Below are 12,531 nucleotides of genomic sequence, written 5' to 3'. Positions count from 1 at the left end.
CGCGACCCGCTCGGGGTGGATCGGGCGGATCGGGAGCATCGGCACGGCGATCGTGCGGTGGCAAGGAGGCCGCACCCGGCCGACGCGCTGCTGCGGTCCGTCAGGCGGCCGCGCATCACATCGTTCGGTCGGCGGATCGACGTCTGGGTCGCGGCCATCCGGCCCGATGTGGATCCGGACCCTGACATGCCGGTCCTGCGTGCCTTCCTGCCGGAGGGCGAGCTGCGGCGGCTGTCCGCGATCCGCCACGACGCCGCGCGCGTGGAGTACGCGGCCGGGCGGCTGCTTGTACGCTCCGTGCTGGCCGAGCGCCTGCGCACCCCGCCGACCCGGCTCCGGATCGGCGAGGAGCCCGGCGGACGTCCGCGCCTGGAACCCGGTCCGGGCGGCAGTCCCGCCGACGATTTCAACCTCTCCCACTCCGGCGGCCGCCTGGCGTTGTCCGTCTCCCGGAACCTGAGGGTCGGAGTGGACATCGAACGGGTCGACCGGACCCGCCCGCTCGAAGCCCTTGCCCGTCGTTACTACACGGCCGATGAGCATGCCCTGCTGAACACCTACGCCGGCGCCGACGCGTACGCCGAGTGCTGGTACCGCATCTGGACCACGAAGGAGGCGCACGCCAAGGCCCGCGGGGCCGGCGTGCGCGGTATGACCGACCCCCTCGACGGCCACGGAACCCGATGGCGCCGGTATCCGATACCCGTCGCGCCGGGCTTCGCCGGCAGCGTCGTGGCGCTGCACCCGTCGTATCTGTCCGTCCCGCACCGCTTGCTTGGGAGTGATGACTGATGACTGAGCAGAACACAGTGAAAACTGCGAACGACGTAGACAACCCGGACAACGCCGAGAAGACCCGCGTGCTGGTCATCGGCGGCGGCCCCGGCGGCTCGACCGCCGCCACCCTGCTGGCCCGGCAGGGCATCGAGGTGACGCTGCTGGAGAGCGCCATCTTCCCCCGCTACCACATCGGCGAGTCGATCCTGCCTTCCGTACTGCCGGTGCTGGACCTGCTCGGAGTCCGCGAGGAGGTCGACAACCACGGCTTCGTGCGCAAGGACGGCGCCTATTTCGAGTGGGGCCCGGAGAACTGGGACCTGAACTTCGACCACCTGTCCGGCGCCAGCCGGCACAGCTACCAGGTGATCCGGTCCGAGTTCGACCACATGCTGCTGAAGAACGCCCAGGCCAAGGGCGTTGACGTGCGCGAGGGCGTCAAGGTCACGGAGATCCTGTTCCACGGCGACCGCCCCGTCGCGGCCCGCTGGTCAGCCTCGGACAACTCCGGGGCCGCCGGCACCATCGCGTTCGACTTCCTGGTCGACGCCTCGGGCCGGGCCGGGGTGATGGCGACCAAGTACCTGAAGAACCGCCGATACCACGAGGCCTTCAAGAACGTCGCGGTCTGGTCCTACTGGCGCGACGTCAAGCCGCTGGAGGTCGGGCCGAAGGGCGCCATCGCGGTCTGCTCGGTGCCCTACGGCTGGTTCTGGGCCATTCCGCTGCACGACGGCACGACCTCGATCGGCCTGGTGGCCAAGCGCACCACATTCTCCGACGAGCGCGAGCGGCTCGGCAGCATCGAGGCGGTCTACGCCGACGCGATGACCCAGGCCCCGCGGATCCTGGAGATGACCCAGGGCGCGAACAAGATCGAGGGTTACAAGGTCGAGCAGGACTACTCCTACGTCTCCGAGCGCAAGTCCGGCCCCGGCTACGTCCTGGTCGGCGACGCGGCCGCCTTCCTGGACCCGCTGCTGTCCACCGGGGTGCACCTGTCGACGTTCAGCGCGCTGCTCGCGGCCGCCTCGGTCTCCGCGGTGCTGGACGGCGAGCTGGCCGAGCAGGAGGCGGTGGACTTCTACGAGCGGGCCTACCACCAGGCCTACGAGCGGCTGCTGGTGGTCGTCTCCTTCTTCTACAACAGCTACAACCGGCAGACCCAGTTCTTCGAGGCCGACAAGCTGACCCGGCGCGAGAGGCACATGCTGAACCTCTACGAGTCTTTCCTGCACATCGTCACCGGCATCGAGGACCTGGACGACTCGATCGATGGCGGCGAGGCGCTGGAGGAGGTCGCGCAGCAGATCGCGACCCAGAAGAAGATCGACGCCGGGCACAACGAGGCGATGAACTCGCTGCCGGACTCGCCGCGGCAGGCCGTCGGCGGGTTGTACCTGGAACTGGAGCCCCGGCTACGCATCCGCCGCACATCCGAGGCGCCCGCCGGCCCGGAGCCGGTGCGGGAAGCGAGGGCCGGGTTGTGAGCAAGGTCTACGAGAAGATCAACCATCAGATGGCGGGCTGGATCCACCGCCAGCCGATCTTCTTCGTCGCCTCGGCCCCGCTGGCGGCCTCCGGCCGCGTCAACGTCTCGCCCAAGGGCCTCATGGGCACGCTCGTCGTGCTCGACCCGCACAGCATCGCCTACCTCGACTACACCGGCACCGGCGCGGAGACCATCGCGCACCTGCGGGAGAACGGCCGGATCACGGTGATGTTCTGCGCGTTCGAGGGCCGTCCGAAGATCGTCAGGCTCTACGGCCGCGGCCGCTACACGGTGCCGGGCGAGCCGGAGTTCGACAAGCTGCGGGAGCTGTTCGAGAAGACGACGACGGCGGGCCAGCGCTCGATCATCATCGTCGACATCGACCGGATCACCGACTCCTGCGGATGGTCGGTGCCGCTGATGGACTACCGGGAAGACCGGGCGGTGCTCGACCTGCACAACGAGCGCCGCGACGACGCCTACTTCGAGAAGTACTGGCAGACCACGAACGCCGACAGCATCGACGGGTTGCCGGCGCTGCGGTCCGAGCCCGAACCCGAACCCGGGCTCGCACCCGAGCCCGAGTCGGAATACCTGGTCGTATCGGCTTCCGGGAGCAACGAATGAACGGGGCCCCGGACTGGATCACCGCCGACGCGGACACCGAACGCCCCAGCATCGCGCGCTTCTACGACTACCTCCTCGGCGGGACGCACCACCTCGAGGTCGACCGCGAGCTCGGCCGCAAGGCCATCCGCGCGGCGCCCGGCCTCATCCTGCTGATGCGGGAGAACCGCAAGTTCCTGCGGCGGGCGGTCAAGTGCGCCCTGGACGCCGGGATCGACCAGTTCCTCGACATCGGCTCGGGCATCCCGGCCCGCGGCAGCATCCACGAGACCGCGCGCAAGGCCGGCTCGCGGGCCCGGGTGGCCTACGTCGATATCGACCCGGTGGCCGTGTCGGAGGGCAAGGCGATCCTCGCCGGCGACCCGGAGGGTGTCAGCGTGCTGGGAGACGTCTTCGAGCCCGCGGCCATCCTGGAGAACCCGGAGGTGCGCGCCCTGATCGACCTGGACCGCCCGGTCGTGCTGCTGATCCTCAATGTGATCCATTTCTTCCCGGACTCCAAGGTGCTTCCCGTGCTGGAGACGTACCGGCACCGCCTGGTGTCGGGAAGCATGCTCGGCCTGTCGGTGGCCATGGACGGCACCACCGGCGCCGAGGCGATCGACGAGCTCTACCGGCAGGAGTACGAGGGGTTCACCCTGCGGTCCCGCGAGCAGATCGAGGCGCTGTTCGGCGACTTCGAGCTGCTCGAGCCCGGAGTGGTCTATCCGCCGGAGTGGCGGCCCGAGGACCCGGGCCGGACGGTGGTGAACCCGGAGCGGTACAGCTCGTTGGTCGGCGTCGCCAGGAAGCGGTGAAAGACGGTGACCGGCGCCCACAGCGATAAGGTCGGTGGCGGCACAGTCGGCGGGCCGCGGCCCGCCGAGCCGGAGCTGCGGCTGTTCCTCTTCCATCACGCCGGCGGCTCCAGCTCGGTGTTCGAGGGCTGGGAAAGCCGCTTTCCGGCCGGGTGGGACGTCCGGGCTTTGGACGCACCCGGCCGGGGCGCCGCCCGGTCGGCGAAACCGTGCACGACCGTCGAGGAACTCGCCGGCTACTTCCGCGATCACCTTTCTCTGTCCTTCGACCGGCCCTTCTCGTTCTTCGGCCACAGCATGGGCGCGATGGTCGCGTACGAACTCGCCCGCCGCCTACAGGCCGAGGGCGGTCCGCAGCCGAACTGGGTGGGTTTGTCCGCGTGCCGCGCGCCTGGCCAGCCCGCGGCCCGCGGACAGCACGGCCTGTCGAACGAGGACCTGCGCGCCTGGCTGGCCGCGGCGGGCGGGACGGATCAGCTGGTGCTGCACCACCCGCTGATCTGGAAGATGCTCGAGCCCCTGCTGCGCGCGGATCTGCGGGTGGTCGACTCCTGGCAGCCCACCGTCGACGCCGTGCCGCTGCGCGGCGCGCTTTCCGTCTTCGGCGCCCAGGACGATCGCGTTCTCGCGCACGAGAAGCTGATCGGCTGGCAGCCCTTCACCGAGCACTACGTGGCCAGCCGTCTGTTCCGCGGCGGCCACTTCTATCTCCAGCGCCAAGCGGACCTGATCATACGGTGGATCGTCGCCGACATCTCCGGTTCGCGGCGCGTGTGTGCGACCCCATGGACATCCCCGGCGAAAACGAGGTGACCCGATGGCATCGGGAATCAGGCATGTGGTCGTCGACGCGGACGGCGTCGACATCCCCGTGACTCTGCGTGGAAACGGCCCGCTCGTCCTGCTGCTCCCCGGCGCGACCGGTCTGCAGACGGGATATGCGGTACTGATAAAGCTGCTGTCCGCGGACCACACCGTCGCGGTCTACGACCGGCGCGGTCACGGCCGCAGCAAGGAGAAGGAACCGAGCACCGCACCGCTGTCCATCGAGCAGCACGCGATGGACGCCGCGGTCCTCATCGACGCCCTGGGCGAGGGGCCCGTGCACGCCGTCGGCAGCAGCGCGGGTGCGGTCATCGGCCTGGACCTGCTGGCCCGCTACCCGGACCGGGTGCGCTCCCTGATAGCGCACGAACCCTCGCTGCTCCCGCTCATCGACGACGGCCCGCGCTGGCGCACCTGGTACGACGACCTCGTGGCGATCGACCGGGAGGTCGGGACCCGCCATGCCTTCGACTACTTCTTCGCCCACCTCGCGTCGAACGGCCGCGGCGAGCAGGCCCCGGTGGCGATCCCCAGCTCGCAGCTGCCGGAGTGGAGCCTCTACTTCCAACGCGAGCTGACCGAGATCGTCTCCTACGAACCAGACCTGGAGCAGGTGGCCCTGGACCGGGACGCGTTCGTCCCGGTGCTCGGCGCGGACAGCCGCGAGCGCTGGCACGGCCGGGTCGTCCTGGAACTCGCCGCGCGCGTGGGAGTCCCCGCGGTCGAGGTCGCGGGCGGGCATCTCGCCCCGGTCTACGAACCCGCGGCGTTCCACCGCCTGATCCAGGACAACGTCACCCTGCACGAAAAGCTGAGGGCATCGCAGCTGTCGTGACGTGCAGTGGCTTTCCCACCGGACGGCTCGCGGTCCGTCACCGTTCCGCGGGCCACCGGTGGGCCACCGCATCACCGTCAACATGTGCATCCTCTCATCAGAGGCAAAACGGCATGAGTGTTCCTTTTTTCGCGCCCGAATCCGTAACGGCGGCCGGGGAGCTCCAGAGGTGAGCCAGTGACCAGCCAGCAAACTTACGCCCTGCTGTTCGACATCGCCGTGATCCTCGCGCCGGCGCACGCGCTGGGCGGCCTGGCCCGCAGGTTCGGTCAGCCGGCGGTCATCGGCGAGATCTCGCTCGGGATACCGCTCGGCCCGACGGTCGTGCCGGCGGCGGTAGGCCGGCACTGATACCGACCGATGTACGGCCGCTGCTTAGCGCCCAAGAACATGGTCGCCGAGTTGGGCGACGGCAGCACCGCCGGGGCACCGGCCCCTGGTCGGGATGGGAGCTCAACACGCCACATGCGCCATCACCCGACCGGCGGACTCCGAAAGGCAGGCAGCGCTCACTACCGCAGTATGACCAATGCGCCACCGGGCCGGAAGAGAGAAGGGGCGCGGGTCGGGAGGCTTCCCGACCCGCGCCCTCAGGCCGTGGAACCGGCTCAACAGATAGGGTTCACGGCGTAGTCGTCGACGTTGACCGCGTACCCGTCGCAGCCACCCCGGATGTTGGAGAAGTGGTACTGCAGGTGCGGGTTGGCGATGAGCGGCTTGACCAGCGAGACGTACTGGTACGGGTCGTTGTGGCCGGCGTCCATCAGGATGCTGTACGCCAAGTCCGGGGAGATGCCGACCTGGTTCGGGATGCTCACGGTGCCGCCCCACGGCTGGTCGCGCAGCACCGGGTGGCTGATCTCGCCCTCGAGCGTCGCGTACAGCTCGAGGGACTTGACCGGGGAACCGGCGTCGTTGGTGTTGTAGATGAGCCGCCAGTCGGTGACCTCGTCCATATTCCGCGTGCTGCCGGTCGGCGAGGCGCCGTCGGCCAGCATGAGCGTCGCGTTCGGGTACGTGCCCCGGACCTTGTGGGAGGCGATGTCGAGCAGCTGCTGCAACGACAACTGCTCCTCGCCCCGCAGGACGTGGCTGAGGGCGACGGGCGTGGTCGACGGCGTGGCGACCTGAGCTGCGGCCCCCGCGATGCTTGCCAGCGAGAATCCACACGCGGCGACCAGGACCGCGACACTTCTCCTGAGCTTCATTGCCTCTCCGTTCTCGACGTCTTTCGAGACATAGTGGGCATATCGGAACTCTGGTAGAAACATCCGTCCCAGCGTGTCGCGGTCGCGCACGGAGAAGTCACTCGATTGGCGGCGTCGACTTCTGGCCTGTGCCGACGTTGGACGGCGGTTCACCGTGTCAGGGCACGAGTCAGAGGGTCGCCAGGCCGACCAACCCATGAGCGGTCACGGCACCGAGCTCCCGGCGGTCACCGACGCCGAGCCCCGCACCTGCCCAGGCGTGCGCCCGAACTCGCGTGCGAACGGGCCGGCAGCGCCGGCCAGGATTGGAGATTCACGAGGCAGACCGACGACCACAGACCCGATGATGACACGGGATCACCCGAGGTCAGGCCTCTTGGCTGAGATTTCTGAACAGGACAGGATTCATCTCGGCGCGAAAGAGGCCCGCGCAGGTTTTGTCATCAACCCGACGCAAGCCTGTAATAGCTCGGCTCTACTTTCCGTTCACCCCATGCGGCTGCACGTGCACCGGAGCGCGGCGCTGATGTCCCCGTTCATGCGCCGGGGGAAAGTCCATCAGATCCGTGTACAGCGGCAGTGGGCCGTGCAGCCGTTGCGGCCGGAATCCGTTCTGGAGCGGCACGACGTCTCCGTCGAGTGCCGCCTCGACCGAGCTGTCGCCCTTGCCGCGGGCGGCAAGCTTGAACTGCTCGAACTCGTAGGGTCGGCCCTGGGCGCTCCGGAACGAGGGACGGTCCATCACCTGGAAGTGCAGGTGGGGGGCGCCGGAGTTGCCCGAGTTGCCGAGGTCGCCGATCTGCCGGCCGACGTGGACGAAGGAGCTCGGGCTGCCCGGGCTTCATGTGCGCGTAGCCGGCGTAGAACGTGTGGTGCTGGTAGAACTTCTCGATGATGTGGTTGCCGGCGAAGTCCTTCAGCGGCAGCCAGCCCAGCGGGGGTTCCTCGGTCGGGACCTGGTTGGGGAGTCCGTCCACCACGGCGACGATCTCGCCGTCGGCTACAGCGTGGATCGGGGTGCCGTAGTAGGCGTAGCTGGACAGGGATGTAGGGGGCCCTCGAAGAGCCGGCCGTTTCCGTCCAGCCTCAGCCAGTCGATCGCGGTGCGTTCGGGGAAGTTCGTGGTGCCCTCCAGGGGGTTCACGGCGCCGCGGTGGGCTGTGACCTCCGAGCAGCAGCCGTTCGCGTCGAACCAGCGCGGGCCGGCCAGCTGGGACTCGATGACCGGCGTGGGGAGGTCGGAGACCGAGGTCCGGCCGACCTTCACCGTGACTTTGTCCGGGATGAGTCCTCGGCCTGGGGCTGGGCGAAGGTGATCCGGACACGGTGGATGATCTTCTCCGGGACCGGGCTGCCCACCGGGACCGAGGCGTCCATCCAGACGATGGCCTGCTCGCCGGCGACGATGACGGCCGGGCCGGTGATCGGGGTGGCGAGCTGGGAGATCTTGAAGTGCGAGGCAACCGTCGGCCCGCCGAGCGACTGGAGCACCCGCGAGGGGTGGTCTGGCGTCCAGCGCCTGGACCGACGCCACGGTCGCCGGGTCGGGCGCGTAGTTGACCATCACCACGCTCGTAGACCAGGTGGATCCGGCCGTCGGTGGCCGCCGCCGGCGTCGGCTCGATGGTCGGGATGACCGTGACCGCCGTGACCTGGTCGGCCGGAAGCGGCCGGCCGGCCCGCGCGACGGAGGGCACGGCCAGCAGGGCCGGCGCTCACGTGCCCCGCACGCCGATGTCGGATGTACTGATCAAGAAGCGTATATACCCCGGAGGCAGTCATGACGAAGAAGCTGTTCGACGCGGACGAGGCGATACTGGCCGAAGCGCAGCGGCAACTGGGGACGGCCACCGGCAAGGACACGGTCAACCTCGCGCTGGCCACCGTGGCCGGCCTGAAAGCCAAAGAGCGGGACGCAGCGTTGGACTACCTGCGCGAGCACTTTAATGAACTGTTCGACCTGTCGGCTGTCGATCCGAAGAAGCTCACGTTCCCACAGCCGCCAGCCGCCGCGTGACCTATCTGGCGGACACCTCGGCGGTGTGGCGCCTGCTGCGCGGGCAGGAGGCCCCGCAGTGGCGCGCGACCCTGAGCGGGACTGATCGCCATCTGCCCGGTGGTCGAATCCGAGATGCTCCAGGCAGTGCAGTCCACCGCCGACGGGATGCGGGTCTCCACGCTGCTGAACAGCCTGTTCGGCTGGGTGCCCTGCCCGGACGACCCGTGGCAGCAGGTCATCGGGATCCAGCACGATCTCATCAAGATCGGACACGATCGCGGTCCAGGCGCTATCGATATCCTGGTCGCCCTCACCGCCGTGCAGCACCGCCTGACTGTGCTACACCTGGACAACGATTTCGCGGCGATCGCCAAAGTCCGGCCGGACATCCAGGTCCAGCAGCTGGAATAGACGGCTACTGCCACGGCATCCGTCAGGGTTCTGTGACGGGCGACTAGATCGCATTACCCCGAAGTGTCAGGCGAAGGTTCCTCCTCGGCCCCTGATGTGATAACGGCGTGATAACGCACGTCGCGTTCACCACAGACATCACGCGATACACGGCGACAGCTACGAGTCGAGTCGGCTCGGACGAAACAGTGCTGGACGTGCTCAGATGTCCATAAGCGATATCAAAGTGCTTCTAAATATCCTGACTACGGATCAGAAAGTTAGGGGTTCGAATCCCTTCGTGCGCACTCGCTAGAACACCAACCCCAGGTCAATGACCTGGGGTTTTGTGTTTCCCGAGCTTGAGGACTCGACTCGAGACGAGGCTTAGAGTCGTCGGAAACGGTGTAGGTGCCGAAAACCTATGCGACCTGCTCGTACTCATCGAGGACGCCGCCGAGCCGGTCGAGTCGTCGAACCCGGAACTGGTCGAGATCGATGACGTTCGGCGGGAGCGGCCGTAGCGGTGCGGCCTGGCCAAGCGCGCGGTGCGGGCGATGGTTGTTGTAGTGGATCTCGTACTCGCGTAGGACGGTCATCAGGTGGCGGGTGTTCCAGACCAGGGTCCGGTCCAGCAGTTCCCGGCGGCAACTGCCGATCCACCGCTCCATGATCGAGTTCATGCGGGGTGCCCTGACGGCGCTGCGGATGACGCGGACGCCGGCGGCTTCGAAGACTGCATCGAAGGTGCAGCTGTAGCTCGCGTCCCGGTCGTGCAGGACGAACTTCATCCTGGTGCCAGCGTCTTCCAGATCCATCAGGAGGTTTCTGGCCTGTTGCAGGGTCCAGCGCTCGACGGGATGTTCGATAGCGCCGAGAATCCGGATCCGGCGGGTGGCGTGTTCGATGGCGGCCAGCACGTACACCTTTGTGCCGTCCAGCAGGTCGGCGGTAAAGAAGTCAAGGGCGAGGATGGCCTGGCCTTGGGAGCGCAGGAATTGGGCCCAGGTAGGACCGGTCCGGCGCGGGGCCCGGTTCCATGCCCGCCTTCTTGAGGATTTCCCACACCGTTGACGGCGCCACGGCGATGCCGAGAGCCGCAAGCTCGCCGTGGATCCGCCTGTAGCCCCACGCCTCGTTCTCGCGGGCCAGGCGCAGGACCAAGGCCCGGACGTTCCTGCGGGTCCGCGGACGTCCCGGACGCTTTCGCCGCGACTTGGCCGCCCACCGGCGGCGCAAGATGTCACGGTGCCAGCGCAGCAGCATTCCCGGTGTCACGATCAGCCGCAGGCCGGCCAGCCGTTCGCCGGGCAGACGACGGACCAACACCCCAAGCAGCGCCCGATCGGCCCACGTCAGCTTCCGGTGAATCCTCGGGTCCTTCCGCATCGCGACCGCCAGCTGATGGCGCAGGATGAGTATCTCCATGTCCTTCCATGACGAGTCCCGTTGCGACAAGCGCAGCAAGCCCACGGCGCGGACGACGACGAGATAGATCAGCTTCAAGGCCACAGTTGAGACCCTGGTCGATCGAGACCAGCCTTCACAAGGCCCGGCAACTCGAAACCGCAGATCGTCGCAGTAGTTCTCGGCACCGACAGGGTTCGGAAGCAGACGCAACACAGCGAACGTATTCGACACCGCCAGATACGCGAACCGGAACAGCACACCAACCATCATCGCCGAACTACGCCGACGATACGCCGGAAACCGCCCCACGACACTAGCTGCGAGGTGACGAACCAAAACCCTCTCCACCTGCATGGATGACATTCTCGGCACCCCCGCGTGGTCGCCGCCCTTCGATTATGGCGGTGCCGCGACGATCACAAGACCATCGAGATCCTGCTGCTCCGCCACCAACTCACCATCTTGCAGCGCCGACTTGCCGCGGCAGGAAGACGTCTGCGACCTGACTGGGCCGATCGCGCGATTATCGCGCTGCTGCTTGGTCTGGTGCCGAAGGCGCGGCGGGCTGGACCGTGTCTGTTCGTCACCCCGGATACGATCCTGCGCTGGCACCGCGACCTGCTGCGCCGCCGCTGGGCGAAGAAGTCCCGCCCGAAGAACGACCGTCGGGCCACCCACCAGAACATCAAGACCCTGATTCCACGCCTGGCCCGACAGAACCCGGCCTGGGGATACCGTCGAATCCATGGCGAGTTGGCCGGACTCGGCATCGCCATAGCCGCCTCCACCGTCTGGGAGATCCTCAAGGACGCCGGCGTCGATCCGGCTCCGCGACGCGGCTCGGTGACTTGGGCGAGTTTCCTGCGGTCCCAGGCCGAAGGGATCATCGCTGCTGACTTCTTTACCGCCGACCTCCTGGACGGCACGAAAGTCTACGTTCTGACCATCATCGAGCACGCCTCCCGCCGGATCCGTGTCCTCGGCAGCACGCTTCATCCGACCGGCCAGTGGACCGCGCAGATGGCACGCAATCTGGTCATGGACCTCGACGACGCCGCTGCCACAGTAAAGTTCCTGATCCGCGACCGCGGCACCAACTTCACCGAAGCCTTCGACACCGTCCTGGCCGATGCAGGCATCCGCACCGTGCTGTGCAACGTGCAGACCCCACGCATGAACGCGATCATGGAAAGTTGGGTTGGCTCGGTCCGCCGCGGACTCCTGAGCCGCACCCTGATCTGGAACCACGAGCATCTGCGCCAGATCCTGCATCACTACGAACTGCGCCACAACACTCACCGGCCGCACATGAGCCTGTCCGCAGCCGCACCACTCAAGCCGCTGCCGCCGAACATCACCGACCTCGACGCCTTGCGAGTCCGACGAACCCGCCGCGCGGGCGGCGTCATCAACGAGTATTGAACAGCCGCCTGACCTGCACGGACGAACTCTTCGACAAGGACACCCTAACTCCCTCGTCTGTGAACATCGCGTCGGATCCTTCGGTGAACTTGGTATCGCGGTCCCGGTTCAGGAACTTGAACCTCCTTCCACACTCCGCGCGATCTATCAGGACATTGCGGGCAGCCTGGGTTGTCCACTCCCCGGTCGGGTTGGTGGTCACCCCGGCCAGGTGTGCCCGGCGGAAACCGTGCTCGATAATGATCAGGGCATAGAGCCGTTTCAGTCCGATCGTGTCAACATGCACGAAATCAACCGCGAGGATGCCGTGGGCTTGGGAGGTGAGGAACTGCATCCATGGCGGTCCCGAACGGCGCGGCGCAAGGTCGATCCCGGCCGCGTGCAGAATCTCCCACACCGTCGAGGCGGCAATCTCGTGGCCGAGCTTGACCAGTTCGCCGGAGGATTCGGCGATGGCCCCACGTCGGATTGTCCTTCGCCATCGCGAGTACGAGCTTCTTCACCGCCGCAGCGGTCGGCGGCCTACGTGGCTTCCACTGGTCGTTGTAGTCCCATTTGCGGGCAACCAGCCGACGGTGCCAGGCCAGCAGCGTCGCCGGACTCACCGGGAACACCGCAGCCCAGCGTCGGCGCGGGATCAACGACGAGAGTGCTGCGAACCAGAACCCATCGGCCGGCTCGTAACGAACCCTGACGATCCGACGGCGCACGACCGCACTCTCATGTCACAGCACCAGCAGCTCAGTATC

15 protein-coding genes, 1 tRNA gene and 1 pseudogene are annotated in these 12,531 nt (G+C 67.4%); 11 read left to right on the top strand and 6 right to left on the bottom strand.

Annotated features, from left to right (window positions below):
* The first annotated feature begins 57 nt into the window (after positions 1-57).
* The 7 genes from CACI_RS44950 to CACI_RS50930 all read left to right on the top strand — a co-directional run bounded on the left by CACI_RS44950 (position 58) and on the right by CACI_RS50930 (position 5,704).
* Positions 58-792, top strand: coding sequence for a 4'-phosphopantetheinyl transferase family protein (locus tag CACI_RS44950; RefSeq protein ID WP_049871445.1), 735 nt, complete (start codon positions 58-60; stop codon positions 790-792).
* On the top strand, positions 792-2,267 hold the full coding sequence (locus CACI_RS02610) for an NAD(P)/FAD-dependent oxidoreductase (protein ID WP_012784768.1): 1,476 nt from the start codon (positions 792-794) through the stop codon (positions 2,265-2,267). The genes CACI_RS44950 and CACI_RS02610 overlap by 1 nt, the downstream gene beginning before the upstream one ends.
* Complete coding sequence (locus CACI_RS02605; protein ID WP_012784767.1) at positions 2,264-2,896, top strand: pyridoxamine 5'-phosphate oxidase family protein; 633 nt, start codon at positions 2,264-2,266, stop codon at positions 2,894-2,896. Before CACI_RS02610 ends, CACI_RS02605 begins: the two co-directional genes overlap by 4 nt.
* Positions 2,893-3,693 carry an SAM-dependent methyltransferase gene (locus tag CACI_RS02600; protein WP_012784766.1) on the top strand — a complete coding sequence of 267 codons (801 nt, stop codon included), beginning with the start codon at positions 2,893-2,895 and terminating at the stop codon, positions 3,691-3,693. Before CACI_RS02605 ends, CACI_RS02600 begins: the two co-directional genes overlap by 4 nt.
* Before the next feature lie 6 nt (positions 3,694-3,699).
* Complete coding sequence (locus CACI_RS02595) at positions 3,700-4,506, top strand: thioesterase II family protein (RefSeq protein WP_012784765.1); 807 nt, start codon at positions 3,700-3,702, stop codon at positions 4,504-4,506.
* Between the two features lie 4 nt (positions 4,507-4,510).
* Positions 4,511-5,353: an alpha/beta fold hydrolase gene (locus CACI_RS44945; RefSeq protein ID WP_012784764.1), complete on the top strand. Its 843-nt coding sequence runs from the start codon at positions 4,511-4,513 to the stop codon at positions 5,351-5,353.
* 177 nt (positions 5,354-5,530) lie between these two features.
* Positions 5,531-5,704: a hypothetical protein gene (locus CACI_RS50930; protein WP_012784763.1), complete on the top strand. Its 174-nt coding sequence runs from the start codon at positions 5,531-5,533 to the stop codon at positions 5,702-5,704.
* Between the two features lie 257 nt (positions 5,705-5,961).
* On the opposite strand, the gene CACI_RS02585 is transcribed toward CACI_RS50930, so the two are convergent.
* From CACI_RS02585 to CACI_RS44930, 4 genes are all read right to left on the bottom strand, one after another.
* The gene (locus CACI_RS02585; protein ID WP_143765126.1) at positions 5,962-6,561 is read right to left on the bottom strand and encodes a hypothetical protein; all 600 of its coding nucleotides are present in this window, start codon (positions 6,559-6,561) and stop codon (positions 5,962-5,964) included.
* 475 nt (positions 6,562-7,036) lie between these two features.
* Complete coding sequence (locus tag CACI_RS44940; protein WP_049871443.1) at positions 7,037-7,303, bottom strand: hypothetical protein; 267 nt, start codon at positions 7,301-7,303, stop codon at positions 7,037-7,039.
* A 258-nt stretch (positions 7,304-7,561) separates the two neighbouring features.
* A complete protein-coding gene (locus tag CACI_RS44935; protein WP_049871442.1) occupies positions 7,562-7,828 on the bottom strand; it encodes a hypothetical protein in 267 nt (88 codons plus the stop codon).
* Entirely contained in the window at positions 7,825-8,052 is a 228-nt protein-coding gene (locus tag CACI_RS44930; RefSeq protein WP_049871441.1) for a hypothetical protein, read from the bottom strand. Before CACI_RS44930 ends, CACI_RS44935 begins: the two co-directional genes overlap by 4 nt.
* 289 nt (positions 8,053-8,341) lie before the next feature.
* On the opposite strand from CACI_RS44930, the gene CACI_RS02575 reads away from it, so the two are divergent.
* The 3 genes from CACI_RS02575 to CACI_RS50880 all read left to right on the top strand — a co-directional run bounded on the left by CACI_RS02575 (position 8,342) and on the right by CACI_RS50880 (position 9,258).
* The gene (locus CACI_RS02575; protein WP_012784761.1) at positions 8,342-8,578 is read left to right on the top strand and encodes a hypothetical protein; all 237 of its coding nucleotides are present in this window, start codon (positions 8,342-8,344) and stop codon (positions 8,576-8,578) included.
* A gap of 99 nt (positions 8,579-8,677) precedes the next feature.
* A complete protein-coding gene (locus tag CACI_RS02570) occupies positions 8,678-8,971 on the top strand; it encodes a PIN domain-containing protein (protein ID WP_049871440.1) in 294 nt (97 codons plus the stop codon).
* Positions 8,972-9,186: 215 nt separating this feature from the next.
* Positions 9,187-9,258: transfer RNA gene (locus CACI_RS50880), tRNA-Arg, on the top strand.
* Between the two features lie 114 nt (positions 9,259-9,372).
* Here CACI_RS50880 and CACI_RS54030 read toward each other — a convergent pair.
* Positions 9,373-10,462: pseudogene (locus CACI_RS54030) on the bottom strand (integrase core domain-containing protein).
* Positions 10,463-10,738: 276 nt separating this feature from the next.
* Between CACI_RS54030 and CACI_RS02560 the strand changes: the two are divergent.
* Positions 10,739-11,782, top strand: coding sequence for an integrase core domain-containing protein (locus tag CACI_RS02560; protein WP_012784759.1), 1,044 nt, complete (start codon positions 10,739-10,741; stop codon positions 11,780-11,782).
* Here CACI_RS02560 and CACI_RS44925 read toward each other — a convergent pair.
* A complete protein-coding gene (locus CACI_RS44925; protein ID WP_049871439.1) occupies positions 11,769-12,116 on the bottom strand; it encodes a hypothetical protein in 348 nt (115 codons plus the stop codon). The two genes, CACI_RS02560 and CACI_RS44925, sit on opposite strands and share 14 nt — an antisense overlap.
* Between the last annotated feature and the right edge of the window lie 415 nt (positions 12,117-12,531).

It is taken from the genome of Catenulispora acidiphila DSM 44928 (assembly GCF_000024025.1).
Taxonomy (GTDB): Bacteria; Actinomycetota; Actinomycetes; order Streptomycetales; family Catenulisporaceae; genus Catenulispora; species Catenulispora acidiphila.
The sequence above is the reverse complement of the archived record's forward strand: the minus strand, read 5'-3'. Positions and strand labels throughout refer to the sequence as shown.

Excerpts from the sequence above, each read along its gene's own strand:
- CACI_RS02600 (WP_012784766.1), top strand. The coding sequence starts at position 2,893 with ATGAACGGGGCCCCGGACTGGATCACCGCCGACGCGGACACCGAACGC.
- CACI_RS44940 (WP_049871443.1), bottom strand. The coding sequence starts at position 7,303 with ATGGACCGTCCCTCGTTCCGGAGCGCCCAGGGCCGACCCTACGAGTTC.
- CACI_RS44925 (WP_049871439.1), bottom strand. The coding sequence starts at position 12,116 with ATGCAGTTCCTCACCTCCCAAGCCCACGGCATCCTCGCGGTTGATTTC.
- CACI_RS44945 (WP_012784764.1), top strand. The coding sequence starts at position 4,511 with ATGGCATCGGGAATCAGGCATGTGGTCGTCGACGCGGACGGCGTCGAC.
- CACI_RS02610 (WP_012784768.1), top strand. The coding sequence starts at position 792 with ATGACTGAGCAGAACACAGTGAAAACTGCGAACGACGTAGACAACCCG.
- CACI_RS02585 (WP_143765126.1), bottom strand. The coding sequence starts at position 6,561 with ATGAAGCTCAGGAGAAGTGTCGCGGTCCTGGTCGCCGCGTGTGGATTC.
- CACI_RS02575 (WP_012784761.1), top strand. The coding sequence starts at position 8,342 with ATGACGAAGAAGCTGTTCGACGCGGACGAGGCGATACTGGCCGAAGCG.